Source organism: Catellatospora bangladeshensis (assembly GCF_016862575.1).
Lineage (GTDB): Bacteria > Actinomycetota > Actinomycetes > Mycobacteriales > Micromonosporaceae > Catellatospora > Catellatospora bangladeshensis.
This window is the reverse complement of the sequence record NZ_BONF01000043.1, coordinates 90,502-109,827: the sequence shown is the minus strand read 5'-3', so window position 1 is coordinate 109,827 and position 19,326 is coordinate 90,502. Positions and strand designations below refer to the sequence as shown.

Annotated in this window: 18 protein-coding genes; 7 read left to right on the top strand and 11 right to left on the bottom strand. The window is 73.8% G+C overall.

The window, feature by feature from the left end; all coding sequences use genetic code 11:
- Window positions 1-211: 211 nt before the first annotated feature.
- Complete coding sequence (locus Cba03nite_RS32195; protein ID WP_203754414.1) at window positions 212-694, bottom strand: RICIN domain-containing protein; 483 nt, start codon at window positions 692-694, stop codon at window positions 212-214.
- A gap of 268 nt (window positions 695-962) precedes the next feature.
- On the opposite strand from Cba03nite_RS32195, the gene Cba03nite_RS32190 reads away from it, so the two are divergent.
- From Cba03nite_RS32190 to Cba03nite_RS32180, 3 genes are all read left to right on the top strand, one after another.
- Window positions 963-2,429, top strand: a complete 1,467-nt coding sequence (locus Cba03nite_RS32190) for a glycosyltransferase family 39 protein (RefSeq protein ID WP_203754412.1) — start codon at window positions 963-965, stop codon at window positions 2,427-2,429.
- 117 nt (window positions 2,430-2,546) lie between these two features.
- Window positions 2,547-4,514, top strand: coding sequence for a caspase family protein (locus Cba03nite_RS32185; RefSeq protein WP_203754410.1), 1,968 nt, complete (start codon window positions 2,547-2,549; stop codon window positions 4,512-4,514).
- Window positions 4,505-4,768, top strand: coding sequence for an RNA-binding protein (locus Cba03nite_RS32180; protein WP_203754408.1), 264 nt, complete (start codon window positions 4,505-4,507; stop codon window positions 4,766-4,768). Before Cba03nite_RS32185 ends, Cba03nite_RS32180 begins: the two co-directional genes overlap by 10 nt.
- Here the strand turns inward: Cba03nite_RS32180 and Cba03nite_RS32175 are convergent.
- Together Cba03nite_RS32175 and Cba03nite_RS32170 are read right to left on the bottom strand one after the other, a co-directional pair.
- On the bottom strand, window positions 4,721-5,722 hold the full coding sequence (locus Cba03nite_RS32175) for a hypothetical protein (protein ID WP_203754406.1): 1,002 nt from the start codon (window positions 5,720-5,722) through the stop codon (window positions 4,721-4,723). The two genes, Cba03nite_RS32180 and Cba03nite_RS32175, sit on opposite strands and share 48 nt — an antisense overlap.
- Before the next feature lie 485 nt (window positions 5,723-6,207).
- A complete protein-coding gene (locus Cba03nite_RS32170; RefSeq protein ID WP_203754403.1) occupies window positions 6,208-7,173 on the bottom strand; it encodes a hypothetical protein in 966 nt (321 codons plus the stop codon).
- Between the two features lie 490 nt (window positions 7,174-7,663).
- Between Cba03nite_RS32170 and Cba03nite_RS32165 the strand changes: the two genes are divergently transcribed.
- Together Cba03nite_RS32165 and Cba03nite_RS32160 are read left to right on the top strand one after the other, a co-directional pair.
- Window positions 7,664-10,306, top strand: coding sequence for a tetratricopeptide repeat protein (locus tag Cba03nite_RS32165; RefSeq protein ID WP_203754400.1), 2,643 nt, complete (start codon window positions 7,664-7,666; stop codon window positions 10,304-10,306).
- A gap of 107 nt (window positions 10,307-10,413) precedes the next feature.
- A complete protein-coding gene (locus Cba03nite_RS32160; protein ID WP_203754397.1) occupies window positions 10,414-11,250 on the top strand; it encodes a hypothetical protein in 837 nt (278 codons plus the stop codon).
- Between the two features lie 6 nt (window positions 11,251-11,256).
- Here Cba03nite_RS32160 and Cba03nite_RS32155 read toward each other — a convergent pair whose 3' ends face one another.
- Both Cba03nite_RS32155 and Cba03nite_RS32150 read right to left on the bottom strand, forming a co-directional pair.
- Window positions 11,257-11,907 (bottom strand): adenine nucleotide alpha hydrolase family protein, encoded by a 651-nt coding sequence (locus Cba03nite_RS32155; protein ID WP_203754394.1) that lies wholly within the window; start codon window positions 11,905-11,907, stop codon window positions 11,257-11,259.
- Between the two features lie 139 nt (window positions 11,908-12,046).
- Window positions 12,047-12,622 (bottom strand): hypothetical protein, encoded by a 576-nt coding sequence (locus Cba03nite_RS32150; RefSeq protein ID WP_203754392.1) that lies wholly within the window; start codon window positions 12,620-12,622, stop codon window positions 12,047-12,049.
- Window positions 12,623-12,700: 78 nt separating this feature from the next.
- On the opposite strand from Cba03nite_RS32150, the gene Cba03nite_RS32145 reads away from it, so the two are divergent.
- Window positions 12,701-12,931, top strand: a complete 231-nt coding sequence (locus Cba03nite_RS32145) for a hypothetical protein (RefSeq protein ID WP_144121103.1) — start codon at window positions 12,701-12,703, stop codon at window positions 12,929-12,931.
- Between the two features lie 25 nt (window positions 12,932-12,956).
- Here the strand turns inward: Cba03nite_RS32145 and Cba03nite_RS32140 are convergent, their stop codons facing one another.
- The 4 genes from Cba03nite_RS32140 to Cba03nite_RS32125 all read right to left on the bottom strand — a co-directional run bounded on the left by Cba03nite_RS32140 (window position 12,957) and on the right by Cba03nite_RS32125 (window position 15,777).
- Window positions 12,957-13,427, bottom strand: coding sequence for a ribose-5-phosphate isomerase (locus tag Cba03nite_RS32140; RefSeq protein ID WP_203754390.1), 471 nt, complete (start codon window positions 13,425-13,427; stop codon window positions 12,957-12,959).
- Between the two features lie 61 nt (window positions 13,428-13,488).
- Complete coding sequence (locus Cba03nite_RS32135) at window positions 13,489-14,682, bottom strand: DUF1015 family protein (protein WP_203754388.1); 1,194 nt, start codon at window positions 14,680-14,682, stop codon at window positions 13,489-13,491.
- Window positions 14,683-14,784: 102 nt separating this feature from the next.
- Entirely contained in the window at window positions 14,785-14,991 is a 207-nt protein-coding gene (locus Cba03nite_RS32130) for a hypothetical protein (protein WP_203754386.1), read from the bottom strand.
- 153 nt (window positions 14,992-15,144) lie between these two features.
- Window positions 15,145-15,777, bottom strand: coding sequence for a mycothiol-dependent nitroreductase Rv2466c family protein (locus tag Cba03nite_RS32125; protein ID WP_203754383.1), 633 nt, complete (start codon window positions 15,775-15,777; stop codon window positions 15,145-15,147).
- A gap of 178 nt (window positions 15,778-15,955) precedes the next feature.
- Between Cba03nite_RS32125 and pepN the strand changes: the two genes are divergently transcribed.
- Entirely contained in the window at window positions 15,956-18,511 is a 2,556-nt protein-coding gene (gene pepN, locus Cba03nite_RS32120; RefSeq protein ID WP_239126163.1) for an aminopeptidase N, read from the top strand.
- A gap of 88 nt (window positions 18,512-18,599) precedes the next feature.
- On the opposite strand, the gene Cba03nite_RS32115 is transcribed toward pepN, so the two are convergent.
- Window positions 18,600-19,016, bottom strand: a complete 417-nt coding sequence (locus Cba03nite_RS32115) for a DUF5130 family protein (RefSeq protein WP_203754378.1) — start codon at window positions 19,014-19,016, stop codon at window positions 18,600-18,602.
- Complete coding sequence (ctaJ, locus tag Cba03nite_RS32110; protein ID WP_203754375.1) at window positions 19,003-19,290, bottom strand: aa3-type cytochrome oxidase subunit CtaJ; 288 nt, start codon at window positions 19,288-19,290, stop codon at window positions 19,003-19,005. Before ctaJ ends, Cba03nite_RS32115 begins: the two co-directional genes overlap by 14 nt.
- Window positions 19,291-19,326 lie beyond the last annotated feature (36 nt).

Sequence of the window (19,326 nt, the reverse complement as noted above, 5' to 3'; positions counted from 1 at the left end):
TGTCAGAACCTGTGGCCTGACTGCACTTTCTGACACGAACTCGTGATCATGCCTGCCGCGCCACGGCGCACGCGGGCCGGCCGGTGCGGCACCCGGCCCGGCAGCGTAAGAAGGGCACCTTCTACTACGGAAAGCGTTAAGAAGGTGCCCTTCCTTTCGACGCGCGCGACCGCGGGAAGCGGCGCTGATCAGATCGTCGGGGACGGCGGCGTCAGTAGAGCAGCTTCCACTGCGCGAAGGGAACCGCGCAGCTGCCGTGGACCAGCGCGGTGCCCGGATCCTTGCCCGGCCGGGCCAGGCATCGGCCGCTGGCCACGTTCTCGAACCGGAACGTGTTGCCCGATCCGTTGCCGATCCATTGCTGTGCGCCGCTCCCGTTGCAGGTCAGCTGCTGCACCGGCGATCCGGTCACGAGGACCGCGGTCAGGCACTTACTGCTGGCGAGGTTGGTGATCCGGTATGCCCCGGGAGCGACCTCGGTGACGTTCCACAGCATGAGGTCGACGTCGGCGCAGATCTCCTGAGTGACGGCCGTGCCATCGGCGGAGTCGGCAACCGCGGCGCAGGTGTGGGTCAGCTGGCTCTCGATGAACACGGCAGACCACGAGGCGGCGTGGGCGGGCGCGGCCTGCAGCACCGCAGGGGAAAGCGCGACCAGGGCGACCAGCAGCGCTTGGGTGATACGGCGATTCATGGGGGCCTCCAGCTAGGGACTGACAAGTCAGCATCCTAGATTGAGGCTTCTCAATTCGATAGGGATGGATCGATAGCCGAGTCGGGCAGGTGCCCGCCGTGGCGGTGACGGCGTTCGCCGCCTGCGCCGGCTCGGCCGGAGTCGGTCCCTCGACCGGGCGGGCGAAGGCTCGGATGGCATGGCGCAGATCTTAGGCAGGGGTGCAAAGCGAGCGGTGTCGCCGTGACAACCCGTTGCCCGGCCGCGGAAGTGGCCCTACCGTCATCGCATGGAAACGCTCCCATATGTCGATGCCGATCCGGCGTCCGCCTCTCCGACCGCACGGCCGGCCGTGGCCGCCGCGGTGCCCGCGCTGCTCATGCTGGTCGTTGGCTCGATCGGGGTGACCGGGCGGCAGGTGTGGCAGGACGAGCTGGCGACGTGGTGGGCGTCGACCATCTCCTGGGCAGAGTTCCGTGAGCTGCTCGGCCACAACGACGTGGTCCTCGCGCCGTACTACCTGTTCATGCGGGCCTGGGTGGCCGTGTTCGGCGACTCCGCGCTCGCCCTGCGGACGCAAGCACTGCTCGCGATGGCCGCGGCGGCCGCGATGACCGCCGCGCTGGGCGGGCGGCTGTTCGGCGCACGGATCGGCCTGGTCGCCGGGGTCGTCTTCACGCTGCTGCCCGGCATCACCCGGTACGCGCAGGAGGCGCGCCCGTACGCCCTGGTCATGGCCGGGGTGACCGGCTCGGCGCTGCTGCTGCTCCGGGCCGTCGAGCGCCCGGGGCCCGCCCGCTGGACGGCGTACGCCGCCACCGGCGCGCTGACCACGGCGCTGCACCCGCTGGCGCTGCCCTTCCTGCTCGCACACGCCGCCTGGGCCTGGCGGCGCGGGCGGGCCGGGGCGTTCCTGCCCGCCGGAGCGGTGGCGGCCGCGCCGGGCCTGGCGTCGCTGTGGGCGGCGCGGGGCCAGACCGGCCAGGTGAGCTGGATCGACACGCCCTGGTGGGCACTGTTCAGCGTGCTCGGCGAGCTGCTGTTCTCGTACCTGCTGCCGCTGGTAGTCGTCGCGGCGGTGGCCGCCGCGGTCGTGCGGCGCCGGCGCACCGAGCCGGACGCGGTGTGGCTGCTGGCGATCTGGTCGTGGGCCCCGATCCTGCTGCTGTACGCGCTGCGCCCGGTGCAGGACCTGTTCGTGCCCCGCTACCTGCTCTACGTGCTGCCCGCGTGGGCGGTGCTCGCCGCGGTCACCCTGGTCGACCTGCACGGCGCCGCCGCCCGCCGGTGGTCGCCGGGGACCGTCCGGGCCGTGGGCACGGCCGGGCTGGTGCTGCTGGCCGCGCTCGCGCTGCCCGGCCACCGCGACGCGCGGGCGGATCCGGCCTGGCAGCCCGATCTACGGGCGCTCGCCGGGGTGGTGGCGGCCCGGCAGCAGCCCGGTGACGCGATCGTGTTCGGCGGCTCGTCCTGGAACGAGCGCCTGTCGCTGCGGTATCACCTGCGCGGGGCGGCCGCGCCCCGGGACGCGTTCCTGGCGCTGCCGGAGTCGCGCGGCACCTACGCGGCAGCCGAGTGCGGGCGGGCGTGTCTGGGCGAGGCGCCCCGGATCTGGCTGGTCGTGGTGGCCGGGGCGGACGATCCTCTCGCCGGGTTGCCGACGGAGAAGGCCGGGCCGCTGCGTGACGGGTACACGGTCGCGGAGACGTTCCCCGCGCGGCTGGTCAGGCTGGTGCTGCTGGTCCGGCGGACGTGACACGGACCTGGCCCGAACCACCGATATCGCATCGCTTTTCGGTCGGCGCGGGATGGGCCGTCCCGGCTGTCCGTCAGAGGGAGTCGGATGCGATACCCGGATCGGCAGGGAGAACCCATGGACCGTGTGTACGCCTTACTCGTGGGGATCGACGCCTACCGGGAACCGGTGCCCGAGTTGCGCGGCTGCGTGAACGACGTGGTGGACGCGCGGCGTTACCTCCTGGACGCGGGCATCCCGCAGGGCGACATCCGGATGCTGGCCGACGGCGCGGCGACGAAGAGCGCGGTGGTGGACCTCTTCCGAGAGCACCTGGGTCAGGCGGGGCCGGGTGACAGCGCGCTGTTCTGGTACTCCGGGCACGGCTCGACCGCGCCGGTCCCGGACGTGGGCTGGCACCTGGAGAGCAGCGGGACGACCATGCAGACGCTGGTGTGCGCGGACAGCCGGGAGCCGGGCGGGGCCGACCTGTACGACAAGGAGCTTGCCCTGGTCATCAAGGAGGTCGCCGCGCGCGGGCCGCACGTGGCGGTGGTGCTCGACTGCTGCCATGCCGGCGGCGGCACGCGCACCCTGCCCTCGGCACGGGCCCGGCACACGCCCGCCCCCGCGCTCGCGCCCGAGCCGGCGGCGATGCTGCCCGGGGTCCTGGAGCTGCTCACGGCCGGTGGGCCGCCCGCGGCCCCGGACCACGTGCTGCTCAGCGCCTGCCAGGACAACCAGCGGGCGTTCGAGTGCCGGGGCCCGGACGGCGCGCAGCGGGGCGTGTTCAGCCTGGGCCTGCTCGCCGAGCTGCGGCGGGCCGGTGCTCCGCGCACCTACCGGGAGCTGGTGCCCGCGGTGCTGTCGTTCGTGGAGAACCGGATCAAGGAGCAGACCCCGGGGCTGTACCCGGCCGCCGCGCCGATCGCCGACCAGCCGTTCCTCGGCGGGCAGGTGCGCCCGCCGGTCGCCGGCATGGCGATGCGGGAGGGGTCCGGGCGGTGGATCGTCGACGTCGGCTCCGTGCACGGCATGCCGTCGGACGGGTCGGCGCGGGTGGCCGTACACGGGTCGCGGCCGCCGCTGGAGGCGAGGGTGGTCGCGGTTACCCCGGCTCGCTGCGAGGTCGAGCCGCTCGGCTGGACGCCGGTGCCGGGCACGGTCTATCCGGTGGTGCTGTCCGCGGTGGCGACGCCGCCCACGCCGGTGACGGTGGGCGGCGACGACGGGGACGACGAGCCGGCCGCGGCGGCGATCCGGGCGGCGATCGCGGCCGCCGGGCCCGGCGGTGTCCCCTCGCCGTACCTGCGGCTGGTGCCGCGGGACGCGGCCGGGGAGGCGGCGGAGCTGGTGGTGGCGCTGCCTCGGCAGGGGGTCCCGGTGATCCGCAGCACCGACGGGGCCATGCTGGCGACGGCGTCGGCCGGGCCGGAGAGCCCGTCGCCCGGCGAGGTGGTGCGGCGGCTGGAGCACGTGGCGCGCTGGCGGCGGATACGCGAGATCAGGAATCCGGGCTCGGGGCTGGCGGACCTGGTGCGCCTTCAGGTCATCCCGGCGGAGCCCGGCGACGTCCGCGCGCCCCGCGACCGCGCCGGGCTGCCGGTGGGCCCGCGCGGCGTCATCGAGCTGGCGTACACCCCGGGCGGCGCGCCGCCACAGGTGTTCCTGCGGCTGGACAGCGCGGCGCCGCGACCGCTGTACTGCGTGCTGCTGAACCTGACCGACCGGTTCGCGATCGACGCCGGGATGTTCCCGGGCGGCCGCCTGGACGCGGGCGCCTCGGCGGCGGCGGGCGAGGGGCACCCGTTCGAACTGCGCATCCCCGAGGACCGGATGGGCGGGTCTTGCCCCCTGGTGCAAGACTGGCTCATGCTGATCGCGTCGGAGGACAAGATCAACCCCGAGTCCTTCACCCTCACCCGGCTGGGCACCACCGATCGCCCTGCCCACCGCTCGGCGGCCCTCGACGGCATCGCCGAGCACCTGGCGCTGGGCGTGCACCACCGGGACGCGGTACGCAGCCCACGCGCGGCCGGGGACTGGTGCACCTCGGTCGTGAAGATCGTCACCCGCGGACCGAACGGCGGCGCGTCATGTCACTGAGTGATCCCGCCGGCCCTCGCGCGACCGGCGACACCACGCCCGCCGGCGACCCTGACGACGTGACGCGGCAGCGCCTGCTGGCCCTGCTGGAGAGTGAGATCGGCAAGGCGGCCGCGGACGCGCTCGCCCGCGGCACGGACCCGGGGTCTCTGGCCGCTTACGTCGACTCCCGGGCCGCCCTGTTGCGCGCGGAGATCGCCGCGGCGTCAGCCGCCCGCGAGGACGGCGCGGACCGCGGCGACGATACGGCGTAGCTCGGCCCTGTCGTCCACGAGCGCGTCGAGCCCGTCGCTGGCATGCGGCGCGGCGGCCATCGCCCCGGCCGTGTCGACCCGGCCGAACACCTTCGTGACGATCCGCTCGATCGCGGCGTCGTCGCACGGATCGGCCTGCCGCAGCGCGATCAGCGCGAGCGCGGCGAGTTCGGACAGCCAGCCGTCGGCCACCTCGTGCGGCTCGGTCAGCAGCAGGGCGGGCGGCTCGACCACGGCCGCGTTCCGGTCCACGAACGCCGGTGCCGTCGGCGGGGTCTTGGCTCCCAGCGGCCGCTCCACGTAGTCGGCGTACCAGCGCTCCTTGGTGCGCATCACGGCGAGCACCCGGTCGACGTCACGCTGCACGGCCCGTACGTCGCTGCCGGCCACGTCGCCGGTGACCGCGACGCGGCGCTGCGCCCAGCTGTCCAGCGGCCAGAGCAGCCCGCCTGCGGTGCCGGGCACGCCGACCCAGACCAGGATCTCGATGGCGAGCACGGTGAGCCACGGGTCGTGGCCGAGCCCGTCGGCGAGCCAGCGGGGCAGCCGCGGCCGCTGCTGCGCGCCGCGGGCCCCGCGGCGGCGGCGGTGCGCGTCGATCGTCACGGCGCGCAGCCGTCCGCTGATCCAGCCCTCGGCGTTGTGAATCTGCATGGTGGCGTGGGCCAGCAGGTCCTCCACCACCGCCTCGACGTCGTCGTAGAAGCGGTCCAGGCAGGCGTCGGCGAGCCGGTTCACCGCGATGGCGCACGTCCAGTGCCCGCGGCGCTGCTCGTTCATCCGGGTGAGCCGGTGGAACACGACGGGCCAGGCCAGCGTGAACGCGGCACCGGTGAGCGCCGTCCGCTCCCGGGGCGTCGCGGTGCGCGCGGTAGCGGCCAGCCGGCCCTGGCTCGCCAGGAAACGCAGCTCGGCCACCGCGGCCGAGCCGCCGGTCGGATCGACATCCACCACGTCAGGGTTCTCCTCTCTCCCAGCAGGAGGCTTGCGGAAGAAGATGGCACGTTCAGGGGAGGGGGCGCCGTCGCCGGCGTGTACGGGCTTGTCCGGAGCCGACGTGATCGAAATCGACCAAGCTGTGCAGAAGCTAGCCCACGGACGGTAACCGAGTACAGACCCAGCGTTGTTTATAACCGGTCAGGCAAGCCACTTCGGAATCGAAGAGTCCGTTTCCGTGCCTAAGCGGTCGGTCGCCCTGCCTATGTGGTCAGAGCGGACGGGAACGGGTGGCCGGGGCATGGCCCGATCGCCGGGCGTCCCGCCGGACGGCGTCGCACGATGTCCGATCATCTGGAGCCCCCTCGACCACCGATCTCCACTCGATCGTGGCCAAGTTTGCGCCTGCAAAGGCCGCCGGAATGGCCAACATAATGGCCAATGTGGGCTATCGATGCTCGTCAACGGCGCGCGGCGTACCGGACTCCTGACGGACAGCGCCGTCAGGGGGCGGCCGGCGACCAGCGCACCCCGTACACCATGCCCTGGCGCAGGTTGGTGAACGTCCGCTGCACCGCGCCCCGGCCGTCGGGCACCAGCCGCTCCGGCTGCGCCTGCTGATGGTCGAGCGCCCGCAGCATCAGCCCGTCGATCAGCCAGACGTGCTCGGGCAGCCGGGCCGGGTCGAACCGGACCTCCAGCTCGAACCGCTCGCACGGCACCAGCGGCTGGAACACGTAGTGCGGCCGCATCCGCCGGCCCGGCGGGATGGTGAAGTCCACCCCGTACTCGTGCGTGTCGCCCAGCCGCAGCGTACGCGGCAGGCGCAGCGTCCACTCGAAGTCCACCGGCGAGGTGCGCCGCAGCTCCCCGACCTCCCCGCCGAACCCGCCGCACACCTCGACGTCGCTCTCGGCGGCGTCCGGCTCCGGCTGCGGCACGGTCAGCCGGACCGCGATCCGGTCGAGCCGGTCGACGGTCACCTCCACCGTGCGCCGCTCGTACAGGCGGGGCTGGGCCGAGTCCAGCCGCATGCGCGCGTGGAAGGTGCGCACCACGATGCCGTCGTCGTCGCAGCGTACGTCGGGGGTGGACCGGCCGTGGTGCTCCTCGGCGAGCGCGTTCACCAGCTCGCGGATCGCCCGGCGCATCCGGCGGCGGGCGGTGCGGGCCTCGAAGCTGCGCATGCGGGCGAACGCGGTCTCGCGATCCTTCAGCAGGCCCTGGTCCGCCCGGGGCAGCAGGGCGAGCGCCGCGAGCGCGGCCTTCTGCAGCTCCTCGTCGTGCAGCAGGCGCCGCACGCACGACCGCACCTTGCTGCGGACGGCCGGCGGCTGGTCGGCGTCCTCGATGCCGAACGCGGCCCGCACCTGCGGGCCGAGCCGCTCGCGCAGCACGGGGTGCAGCATCGCCCGCCCCTTGCACAGCTGGGCCAGCTCCTTCGCCAGCGCAGCGCTCTCGATCGGCACGGCTGGTCTCCCCATCCGGCGCCTCCGGCGCTCCGCTCACCACCGTGAATGTCTCATCCACTATAGGCAACGGCCCGGCGGGACGGACCTCCCCGCACGGCTGACCCGCACACCCCCCGCGGCCTGGCCGGACCGCGTCCGGGGCTGTCCGGAGTGGCCGCGTCACCGGCCCCGGGGACGCCTCGCGGCGGTGTGCTGACCGCGTACCACCGGCCGGGCGGACGGCCCGGTGGCGCGGTCTGAGGAGGGAGGTGACCACCATGGAGTCGCACTGCGTGTCGGGCTGGGGCTGGCTGCTCGGCAAGGTGTTCTCGATGTTCCGCATCTCCTGCTGACCGGCCCGCGCGACGGGCGTCGCCGGGATCGAGCAGGCCCGCAACGCGGCGGGAGGCGCGCGCGAGCCTCCCCCGCTGCCCGGAAGGCGACATTGACTGCCGCCGCGCCGCGGAGTTGGCTGGGAGAGACGGCCGACGACGGAGGGCGCAGCGCAGTGACCAGCGATCCGGCCCTGCCGCCCGACCGGCCCGAGCCCCGGCGTATCGCCACCAAGACCGACTTCGCCCGCGAGCTGACCCTGGCCAAGGACCGCGCCGGGGTGACCGTACGCGAGATCGCCGCGGCGGTGGGCGCCCCGGCCAGCACCGTCGGCGGCTACCTCAGCGGCAAGCACCTGCCCGCGCTGCGCCCGGCCGACCAGTTCCCCCGGATCCTGGCCGCCTGCGGCGTGACCGACCAGGCGCAGGTGCACCTGTGGTGGCAGGCGCTGCGGCGGGCCCGCCGGGCCGGCGGCGACCAGACCTCCCCCACCTCCCCGGCCGGGCCGCCTGTCCCGCCGCCGGACACCGCCGCGGCCCGTCCCGACGGGCGCCGGGTGCTCGTCTCGACCAGGCCGCCGGTGGACCGGCTCACCCGTGGCCCCGAGGTGCGCGGCCGCCACGAGGTGACCGAGCGGCTGCGCCGCGACCTCGACGCGCTCGCCGGGCAGCGGGCCGCCCTCGCCGCGGACGTGCTGGTCCTGTGCGGGCTGGGCGGCTCCGGGAAGAGCACCGTCGCGCTGCTCGCCGCCCGGATGGCGGCCGAACGCGGCATCCCGGCCTGGTGGGTGTCCGGACAGGACCCGGACACCGTCATGGCCGGCATGCAGGCGCTGTCCGCCGAGCTGGGCGCCGACCCGGACCAGATCAAGGCGGGCAGCCCGCCCGATCTCGTATGGCGGCTGCTGGAGGCGTACCCCGGACCGTGGCTGCTGGTCCTCGACAACGCCGACGACCCGCCCGGGACGCTGGCCCTGCCCGGCGCGGCGGTCGGCGACGGCAACGGCTGGATGCGCTCGGTCCGCACCGGACGGGGCCTGGTGCTGGTCACCACCCGGGACGGCAGTGTGGGCACCTGGGGCGATCCGCCGCCGCCGTGGCTGGAGCTGATCCCCGTGCGGCCGCTCGACGCCGCCGACGCGGCCCGGGTGCTCACCGATCTCGCCGGGCCCGGGGCCGGCACGGAGGAGCAGGCCCGGGACCTCGCCGCGCGGCTGGGCGGGCTGCCGCTCGCGCTGTGCCTGGCCGGGCGGCACGTCGCCGAGGTGGCCGCCATCCCCGCCGCGTTCGCCGGGCCGCGGGCCGCGCGCACCTTCGCCGGCTACGACCGGGCGCTGGACGAGGGCCGCCATGCCGAGGTGCTGGCCCGCACCGGGCCGCCCGGCGACGGTCCGGCCGGGGACGCGGTGGGCCGCACCTGGGAGCTGTCGCTGGACCTGCTGGCCGGGCGCGGCCAGCCGACCGCCCGGCCGCTGCTGCGCCTGCTGTCCTGCCTGGGCCCGGCGCCCGTGCCCAGCGGGCTGCTGCTGCGCCCGGCCACGCTGTCGCTGTCCCCGCTGTTCGGGCCGGTGTCCGGGCGCGAGGTCTGGGAGACGCTGCGGGCGCTGGCCGGGCTCGGCATCGTCGAGCCCGCCGGCCCCGGCCCGACCGACGTCGTCGTGGTGCACCAGCTCGTCCGGGACATGTCCCGCCGCGCGCCGGACGTGCGGGACCGGATCGGCGAGCACCTCGCCCTGGTCACCGAGCTGGTGGCGGGCGCGGCCACCGAGCTGGACCCGCGCGACCCGGCCACCTGGGAGCAGTGGCGGTCGCTGGTCGACCACACCTTCAGCCCGCTGGACCTGGTGCTCGGGTTCGGCATCAGCCCGCGCGCGGTGCCGCCCGGCGTGCTGACCGCCGCCACGCTCGCCGCCCGCTACCTGCGCGCCTCCGGGCAGCCCGCCCGCGCCGAGGCCGCGTACGCCCGGCTGGTGCGGCTGGGGATCGCCGCGCTCGGCGAGCACGACCCCCGGGTGCTGGAGGTGCAGCACGACCTGAGCCGGGTCTGGTACGACCTGGGGCGGCTCGGCGACGCCAGCCGCGGCCTGCGCGCGGTGCTGCGGGCCCGCACGCAGACGCTCGGCCCGGCGCACCCCGACACGCTCACCACGCAGCACTACCTGGGCCGGGCGCTGCGCGACGCCGGGCAGCTCGACGCGGCCTGGCGGCTGTTCCGCAAGACGCTCGACGCGCGGCGGGCCGTGCTCGGCGAGGACCACCCGGACACCCTGACCAGCCGCAACAACGCCGCCGACGCGCTGCGCGCGCTGGGCCGCCACGAGCAGGCGGGCCGCGAGCTGGCCTCGGTGCTGGCGGCCCGCACCCGGCTGCTCGGCGCGGAGCACCCGGCGACCCTGGTCACCCGCTACCACCTCGCGCGCCTCGCGCACGACCGGGACGACCTGGCCGGTGCGCGGGCGGCGCTGGAGGCGCTGGTGGACGACTACCTGCGGGTGCTCGGGCCGGAGCATCCACGGACGCTGCTCAGCCGCCAGGCGCTGATCGAGGTGCGGCACGACTTGGGCGAGCGCGAGCAGGCCCTGGCCGAGGCCCGCGAGCTGCTGGCGCAGCGGCGCGGGCTGCTCGGCGACCGGCATCCGGCGGTGCTGGTCACCCGGCACCGGATCGGGCTGCTGCTGGTCGACCTCGGCGCGTACGCGGCGGCGGAGGCGGAGCTGGCCGAGGTGCTGGCCGCGCGCCGGCTCGTGCTCGGCCCGCGGCACCCGGAGACGGCGCTGGCCCGCGCCTCGCTCAGCGCCGTCCGCGCACGTCACCGCTGACCTGTCCGGACGGTTGCCGTCCGTCGTTGTCGGACAGTTGCTTTCCGCACGCCGGGCGGATGACACAGACTGCGTCGGGAAGATTACCGTCAGCGAAGGGATTCCTGATGAAACTCCGCGCCGTCCTGTGTGCCGCCGTGCTCGCCGCCACCGCCACCGCCATCGGTCTCGAACCGGCGGCCGCCGCGCCCGCCCCGCCCGCCGCGCGGGCCGGCCTCGCCCCCACCGCCTCCGCGCACCCGTCGCGCGGGCTGGACGCTTACACGTACGTCATCGTCAAGGGCAGCGGCCTGCCACCGAGCACCCCGATCCGCGTCGTGCAGTGCGACCAGCCGTCGTACCAGGTGGACGGCGACGTCCTGGGCTGCCCGGTGCTGCGTACGGGCAGCACCGACGGCGCGGGCTCGTACAACGACTCGTTCAACCCGTTCCCGCTGGTCTACCGCAGCCTGGAGTACGGCGATCCGGTGCCCGTCTACTGCCGCGCCGACATCTGCCGCTACTTCCTGGAGTGGACCGACGCCGTGACCGGTGAGCTGCACTCGGTGCCGAGCGGCCTGCTGTACTTCGTCGGCGCCCCCGCCACCGTCGCGCTGTCGCAGTCCGCCGGGCTCGTCGACGGGCAGCAGGTGATCGTCACCGGCTCGGCGAAGGGCTCCCAGGGCAGGTACGTCACCATCGTGCAGGCGCGCTGCTACCAGCTGGTCCAGGGCAGCGGCTGCAGCGGGCAGCTGCCGCTGGTGTCGGTGCCCCTGCGCGACAACGACACCTTCCGGGTCAAGGTGCCGGTCTACCGCCACCTGGCCGACCTGACCGACTGCCGGGACGAGTTCTTCCCGTGCCGGCTGATCGCGGTGGTCCTCGACACCGACGGCCGCCCCGACGACACGTTCGGCGTCAGCTCGCTGGGCGATCCCGGCGTCGTGGTGACCTTCGCGCCCTGACCGAGGTCAGGCGTTGCAGAGGCGCTGGTGGGCGTACTCGTTCGCGCCCGCGGCGCAGCGGTACGGGGTGCCCATGATCTGGCGCAGGTGCGGGGTGAGCGGGACCAGCTCGATGACGCCGGGCGCGAACACGCGCAGCCGGTAGCCGTCCCCGGCCACGGGCAGCCCCTCCAGGCTGTCCGGCACCACGACCGCCCCGCTGCCGTCGGTGTACCGGAAGCCGGTGTACACCAGCTCCGGCTCGCCCTTGCTCAGATCGGCGCGCAGCGTCGCGGTGGCGACGCAGTCGATCCCGGCGGACAGGCCCCGGCAGGGCCCGAGCCGGAGCACCTCGGTGGCGCCGTCAGGCCCGATCGTCAGCTCGGAGCCGTGCGCCCGCCAGGTGCCCGCGTACGGCGCGAGGCCGGCCGGGGCGGGCGTACGGCCCACCATGGTCGGCGCCGGGCCCACCGGCGTCCGGCCCACCTCGGTCGGTGATCCGGAGGGTTCGGGCGGCCAGGTCGGGTCGTGGCGCGCCGGGGCGACGGCGCGCGGCGGCGTGGGCACGGCGCCGCTGTCGCCGGTGCCGGGATCGCGCAGCACGACGGACATGACGGTGAGCCAGAGACCGAGCGCCATGACGGCGCTCGCGGCGGTCAGCGGCTGACGCACCCGCACCCCGCACCTCCCGCGCTCCCGAGCCGACCTGCGGCATTTGACCCTATTTCATGCCCGCGGGACGTGGCCGGGAAACGCGAAGATCGCCGTCCCGGCCCGGGACGGCGATCTTCGGGAAGGCTTCGGTCTTCCTAACGGCTCAGCGCACGCCGCGCAGGAAGTTCCAGGCGTCCACGACCCAGTGGATGCTGCTCAGATACGACACACCGGCGGCGACCAGGAACAGGCCGATGAACGCGTGCGACAGCCAGGCGCTGCGCCGGGTCCGGCCCATGATCTTCTCCAGCACCACGCCGCCGACCAGGCGGCTCAGCGCGAACAGGCCCACCGCCACCACCAGCACCAGGAACAGCGCCAGCGTCGCGGTGCCGTGATCGCCGTCGCCCCCCGCCGAGGCGGCCCACAGGCCCCAGCTCACCAGCAGGAAGATCGCGCCGGCCACGCTCCACCGGCCACCCGCCTTCAGCTGGCGCAGGCGCACGTTCAGCGGCACGTCCGGCCGCTTCAGCTGGCCGGACGTCACGATCTGGCCCGGCACCAGCGTCGGCTCGAAGGAGACGGTCTGCTCCACCTGACGCTGGGCGGGCACCGCGGCCACGCCCGTCCTGAAGTCTTTCTGACCGGGCCTGTTCTGCTGCGGGTGCAGCGCCTCGGTCGGGATCTCCTGCGTACGGTCCAGGCGCAGTTCGTGTGTCGGATCGGTCCCCTCAGTCACGCCGCCATGCTAGTCGGCGCGCACGACACCGCCAGCCGAGTATTCCGGCGCCCGCGCGCACTCGGCTAGCCTGGCGGGATGCAGGAGTACGAGCGCCGGCGGCACCGTGGTCGCTCCGACGACGATGACGACCACGACCTCGAACGCGGCCTGCGCGGGCTGATCGGGCCCGGCGCGTCGCAGATCAGCCTGTCCGCGGCGCTGCGGGCGCGCGACGCCGCCCGGCCCACGGCCGACGACCTGGCCCGCGCCGAGGCCGAGCTGGAGATCGTGCGCCGCGGCTGGGTGCCGCGCGACCCGCTGCGCTGAGCTCGCGGGGGCAGTCGGAAAGCCGTCAGTTCGGCAGCGGCGGCAGCTCGCCGGTCTTCTCGAACAGGGCGACCTGCTCGATCCGCCGGGAGTGCCGGTCCGCCTGCGAGAACGGCGTGCTCAGGAAGGCCTCCACGATCGCGGTGGCCTCCTCCAGCGAGTGCTGGCGCGCGCCGATGCCCACCACGTTGGCGTCGTTGTGCTGGCGGCACAGGGTGGCCGTGTCGATGTTCCAGGCCAGCGCGGCCCGCACGCCCGGCACCTTGTTCGCGGCGATCTGCTCCCCGTTGCCGGAGCCGCCGATCACCACGCCCAGGCTGCCCGGGTCGGTGACCACGCGGTGCCCCGCGTGCAGGCAGAACGACGGGTAGTCGTCCTCGGCGTCGTAGGCGTGCGCGCCGACGTCGACCACGTCATACCCCTTGGCCTGCAGTTCGGTGAGCAGGTGGGCCTTCAGCTCGAATCCGGCGTGGTCCGCCGCAAGATATACGCGCATGGTCAAAGTCTGCCAGCCGTGTGCCCGGACCCGCGCGGGACCCGGGCACACGGCGGCGGTGTCACGGCAGCTGGGCGACGACCAGGCCGGCGCGGGCCTTGGGGGTGAACCAGGTGCTCTTGCGCGGCATCTTCTGCCGGGCCAGGTTGACCTCGACGAAGTCGTCCACGGTGACCGGGGCGATCAGCACGGCCAGCGCGGCCCGACCGGCGTCGACCTCACCGGTCAGCCAGGACGCCGGGTAGTCGCCGCCGACGTAGGTGATCCGCTTGTCGCCGGGCTCCAGGTCCAGCGCCTCGCCGAACAGCACCCGCTCCACCAGCGCGTGGTCGATGTTGTCCACCACCGAGCCGGCCGGATCCCGGGGCAGGGTGACCGCGTAGGCGCGGCCGCCCGCGTACAGGTGGATCGTGCCGCCCGTGGCGGGCACCTCGGCGGTGCCCTCACCCACCGTCGCGCCGGCCTTCTCCAGCCGGGCCAGCAGCTCCTCGACGGTGACGTCGAGCTTGTGCACCAGGCGGTTGTAGGGCTGGATCGCCACCGAGGCCGGGGTGGTCACCACGGCGAGGAAGCGCTCGTAGCCGCCGGTCTGCGCGGCCAGGCTGCGGTGGTTGCCGTCGGCCACCACCAGGTCGCCCCCGCCCGCGAGCGCCCGCAGCGCGTCGGCCTGCGGCCCCGCGGGCACCGGCCAGATCGCGTGGGTACGCCCCGCCGGGTCGACGTCGGTCGCGGCCGGCTCACCCGCCTGGGCGACCGCCTCGGCCAGCGCCGCGTGCAGCTCGTCGCCGCGGCCGGTCTGCAGCAGCAGCACCGGCGACAGCAGGTGACCGAGCGCCTGCGCCAGGGCCACCCGCTCGCGCACCTTCTCGATGAACACGTCCTCGTTGCGGATCACCAGGCCGGGCTCGTCGGCGCTGGTGGAGATCTGGTCGGTGTCGACCATGCTCCACAGGCCGTACGCGACGGCGCCGTCGGGCGCGGTGATGGCGTAGAGCACCACCACGTCCTCGGCGGCGCGATACGCCCCGGCGTCCTTGGCCTCGGTCAGCCGCGCCACCGCGGCGGGCAGGCTGTCCGTGAAGGAGCTGCCCAGGCTGTCCGGCGCCCGGTGCGGCATCTCGACAGCGAGCGCGCTACGCGGGTTGGCGGCGATGATCTCGGTGATCTCGGCGTCGTCGGCGAACTCGTCGTAGTTCTGCGCGCCGGTGGCCCCGGTGGTCAGCCAGGCCGTGTGAATCGGGTGTACGACTGTCACGCCTGCTCACGCTACCGCCGTCCACCGGCTGGGACGCCGTGGCCCCGCGCGGCGCGCCCCGGTGAACCTGCCCCTTCCTCGGGGGTCACCGGCGGCGGAAGGTCAGCGCCGGCCGCTCACCAGGAGGCCCGCGGGCGACGCGCCCACCACGACCGGCTCTGCGAGAAAGGCCGTGACCTCGGCGGGCAGGTTCGGCTGCCACGTCGCCCAGCGGCTCTCCTCCACGCTGACGTACGAGGTGCCCAGGCTGTCCGCGACGGCCTGCGCCGGTGCGACCAGCCGCCAGGGATCCGCGACGACGTCCGCCATTGTTGTCTCCCGACTCATCGGTGAAGCACTGTGTCCCACTTCACCAACGACCGAGCCCCCTCCCGGACGCACACCCCCGCGCGGGGGTCACTTTCGGGGAAACTGCACGAATCCGGGTCGGCTTGCCTGCAGTTTCCCCGAAAGTGCACCCGCTCAGTCGAAGATGGGGCCCAGGTCCCGGGTGCGCTTGAGCTCGTAGAAGCCGGGGGTGCCGGCGACCAGGAGGACGCCGTCGTAGAGCCGGCCCGCGTCCTCGCCCTTGGGGGCGGGGGTGACCACGGGGCCGAAGAAGGCGATGGTCCTGCCCTCCGGGCCGGGGGCGTGGATGACCGGGGTGCCCACGTCGGTGCCGACCGGCTTCATGCCCGCGTTGTGGCTGGCGGTCAGCGCCTCGTCGTACTCGGTCGAGGTGGCGGCGGCGGCCAGCGCCGGGTCGAGGCCCACGTCGGCCAGCGCGGCGGCGTCCAGCTCCGGCCCCAGCTCCTGCTTGTTCAGGTGGATGCGGGTGCCGTACGCCGTGTACAGGTCACGCAGCACCTGCTCGCCGTACTGCTGCGCGGCGGCGACGCACACGCGCACCGGGCCCCAGCCCTTCTCCATCAGCGCGACGTACTGCTCGGGCAGCTCCCGGCCGGAGTTCAGCACGGACAGGCTCATCACGTGGAACTCGACGGTCACCGGGCGGACCTTCTCCACCTCCAGCAGCCAGCGCGAGGTCATCCACGCCCAGGGGCAGAGCGGGTCGAACCACATACCGATGGTGGAACCTTCAACTACAGGGGTCATGGGTGAAATCATGACGCGCTGTTCTCACCCGCGCGCGTGACCTTCCCCACGCGCGACGGGCGACAATGTGAAACAGTTACTTCGCGCCCGCGAGGGTGCCGCAATGAAAGACTGCCCTGGGCAGCGATACTGCCCTCCACGCTGCTCAGCACCGCAGCCCGACAGGAGTAAAGACGCCGTGACCGGTACGCGCAATCTCACCCAGGCCGAGGCCACCGACAGAGCCCGGCTGCTCGAGGTCAACTCTTACGACATCTCGCTGGACCTGACCGACGGAGCCGGCAACCCCGGCGACGGCACCTTCCGGAGCGTGACCACCGTCAGCTTCACCGCCACCGAGCCCGGTGCGAGCACGTTCATCGAGGTCGCGGCCAGCAAGATCCTGCGCGCCGAGCTCAACGGCCAGGCCGTGGACACCAGCGCCTGGGCCGCCGACAAGGGTCTGGTGCTGACCGGGCTCGCCGGGCAGAACACGCTGGTGGTCGAGGCGGACTTCCCGTTCTCCCAGCAGGGCCAGGGCCTGCACCGCGCGGTCGACCCGGCGGACAAGGAGGTCTACCTCTACAGCCAGTTCGAGACCGCGGACGCGCAGAAGGTGTTCGCCTGCTTCGACCAGCCCGACCTGAAGTCGGTCTACACCTGGCACGCGACCGTCCCCAAGCACTGGAAGGTCGTCTCCAACGCCCCGATCGAGCAGACCACCACCGAGGGCTTCGGCAAGACGGTCCACTTCGCGCAGTCGGCCCGGATGTCCACCTACGTCACCGCGCTGTGCGCCGGGCCGTACCACGAGGTCCGCACCACGCACGACGGCATCGACCTGGGCGTGTTCTGCCGGGCCTCGATGGCCGAGCACCTGGAGGCCGACGAGCTGTTCGAGATCACCACGCAGGGCTTCGACTTCTTCCAGGCCCAGTTCGGCGTGCGCTACCCGCTGCCCAAGTACGACCAGCTGTGGGTGCCCGAGTTCAACGCGGGCGCGATGGAGAACTTCGGCTGCGTCACCCACGCCGACGCGTCGTACATCTTCCGCTCGGAGGTCACCGACTTCGAGCGCGAGCAGCGCGCCAACACGATCCTGCACGAGCTGGCCCACATGTGGTTCGGCGACCTGGTCACCATGCGCTGGTGGGACGACCTGTGGCTGAACGAGTCGTTCGCCGAGTGGGCGTCGCACTGGTGCAACGCCGAGGCCACCCGCTTCTCCGACGCCTGGACCACGTTCCTGTCCCTGCGCAAGAACTGGGGCTACAGCCAGGACCAGCTCTCCAGCACCCACCCGGTGTACTGCGACATGCCCGACGTGTCGGCGGTCGAGGTCAACTTCGACGGCATCACGTACGCCAAGGGCGCCAGCGTGATCAAGCAGCTCGTCGCGTACGTCGGCATCGAGGCCTTCGTGGCCGGCCTGCGCAGCTACTTCAAGCAGCACGCCTGGGGCAACGCCACCTTCGGCGACCTGCTGTCCGCGCTGGAGGAGTCCTCCGGCCGCGAGCTGCGCGCCTTCGCCGCCGCCTGGCTGGAGACCGCCCAGGTCAACACGCTGCGCCCGGTCGTCGAGATCGGCCCCGACGGCGCCTACCAGCGCGTCGCCGTGCAGCAGGAGGCCCCCGCCAGCCACCCGACGCTGCGCCCGCACCGCCTCGCCGTCGGCCTCTACGACCTCATCGACGGCAGCCTGGTGCGCCGCGACCGGATCGAGACCGACGTGGCCGGGGCCGAGACGGAGATCGAGCAGCTCGCCGGCGTACGCGCCGCGGACGTGCTGCTGCTCAACGACGAGGACCTGACCTACGCCAAGCTGCGGCTGGACGACCGCTCGCTGGCCGTCGTGGTCGACAACCTCAGCGGCTTCGACTCGTCCCTGGCCCGCGCGCTGTGCTGGGCCGCCGCCTGGGACATGGTCCGCGACGCCGAGATGTCCGCCCGCGACTACGCCGCCCTGGTCACCGGCGCCCTGCCCGGTGAGCGCGACATCAACCTGGTCACCGCCACCCTGCGCCAGGTGCAGACGGTCCTCAGCGTGTACGCCGACCCCGCCTGGGCCCCCACCGGCTGGGGCCGCCTGGCCGACACGGCCCGCGCGGCGCTCACCGTCGCCGAGCCCGGCAGCGGCTTCCAGCTCGCCTGGACCCGCGCCTTCATCAACGCGGCCCGCTCCGCCACCGACCTGGCCGTGCTGCGCGGCTGGCTCGACGGCGACGGCGTGCCCGAGGGCATCACCATCGCGGGCGAGCTGCGCTGGCAGCTGGTTCAGGCGCTGGTCGCCATGGGCGCGCTGGAGCCCGCGGCGATCCAGGCCGAGCACGACGCCGACCGCACCGCCTCCGGCGACATCGGCGCCGCGCTCGCGCACGCCCTCATCCCGACGGCCGAGAACAAGGCCGCGGTATGGGCCGAGCTGACCGGCCCGGCGGCCCTGCCGAACTGGCGCAACCGCGCCTACATCCAGGGCTTCCAGCACACCGCTCAGGTCGAGCTGACCAGGCCGTACACGGCGCGGTTCTTCGCCGACGTGGCCGGTGTGTGGACCGCCCGGGACAGCGAGCCGGCGCAGGAGTTCGTGATCCTGAACTACCCCGCTCTCGACGTGTCGGACGAGACCGTGGCCGCCGCGCAGGCGTGGCTGGCCGAGGAGGGCCACCCCGCCTCGCTGCGCCGCCTGATGGCCGAGGGCAACGACCGGATGCTGCGCGCCCAGAAGGCCCGCGCCAAGGACGCCGCCTCCGCGTGAGCACGCGAAAGGGGGCCGGACGCACCCGCGTCCGGCCCCTTTTTCATGTCTTGCTCTGGAACGACGCCGGAAGCCGGCGCCCCGGCCGTCAGACGGACGGCTTGCCGGCCAGGCCGGTGAGCTGTGCGAGACCGCTGACCAGGCCGCCGGCCAGGTCGCCGCCGCCGAACGCCGCCGCCATGGACAGCGCGGCGAGCTTGCAGTCGCGGTCGGACAGCCGCCGCCGCGCCTGCGAACCGGTGACGATCTCCAGCTGGCGCTGGTCCGGCGCGACGGCGAGCAGCACCGACTGCGCCGGGTGGGCGAGGCGGGCGTGCAGCTTCTCCGCACCCTCGCGCACCGGCTCGGTGATGTCGCCCACGTACACGCTGAAGGTCAGGCCGGTGGTCTCGTCGGCCTTGCGCAGCGCATCGTCGAGCCGCAGCAGCTGACGGGTCGTGAACGGCCCGTCGAGCACCTCGTGCACCGCCACGTCGTGGCTGTCGTGCTGGTCACCAGCGGTCACTTGCGCCCCCTGTCACATCCACGACCGGCGACAGGTCGCCGGACGCGGTCAGCTCCGCACGGGCGGCCGCCTCGAGCGCGCCGTGCGCCGCGGCGGGGCCGTCCGATTCGGGCCGGGCGAGGAACCACACCGGCTTGAACTGATACGGCCGTCCCGGACGGTAACGCTTGGCGTTGCGGCCGCCGGCCGCGTACACCAAGGCGAAGATGATGCCGATCACCGCGAGCGGGATGCCCGCATAGATCAACAGATCGGGTAGATCTGGCGTGGACACCTTGAAGCCCCCCGGCTCGAATCCGATCCCTTACCG

Coding starts and splice junctions, on each gene's coding strand:
- Cba03nite_RS32160 (WP_203754397.1), top strand. CDS start 10,414: ATGAAACTCCGCGCCGTCCTGTGTGCCGCCGTGCTCGCCGCCACCGCC.
- Cba03nite_RS32145 (WP_144121103.1), top strand. CDS start 12,701: ATGCAGGAGTACGAGCGCCGGCGGCACCGTGGTCGCTCCGACGACGAT.
- Cba03nite_RS32180 (WP_203754408.1), top strand. CDS start 4,505: ATGTCACTGAGTGATCCCGCCGGCCCTCGCGCGACCGGCGACACCACG.
- Cba03nite_RS32140 (WP_203754390.1), bottom strand. CDS start 13,427: ATGCGCGTATATCTTGCGGCGGACCACGCCGGATTCGAGCTGAAGGCC.
- Cba03nite_RS32185 (WP_203754410.1), top strand. CDS start 2,547: ATGGACCGTGTGTACGCCTTACTCGTGGGGATCGACGCCTACCGGGAA.
- Cba03nite_RS32195 (WP_203754414.1), bottom strand. CDS start 694: ATGAATCGCCGTATCACCCAAGCGCTGCTGGTCGCCCTGGTCGCGCTT.
- Cba03nite_RS32190 (WP_203754412.1), top strand. CDS start 963: ATGGAAACGCTCCCATATGTCGATGCCGATCCGGCGTCCGCCTCTCCG.
- Cba03nite_RS32125 (WP_203754383.1), bottom strand. CDS start 15,777: ATGACCCCTGTAGTTGAAGGTTCCACCATCGGTATGTGGTTCGACCCG.
- Cba03nite_RS32130 (WP_203754386.1), bottom strand. CDS start 14,991: ATGGCGGACGTCGTCGCGGATCCCTGGCGGCTGGTCGCACCGGCGCAG.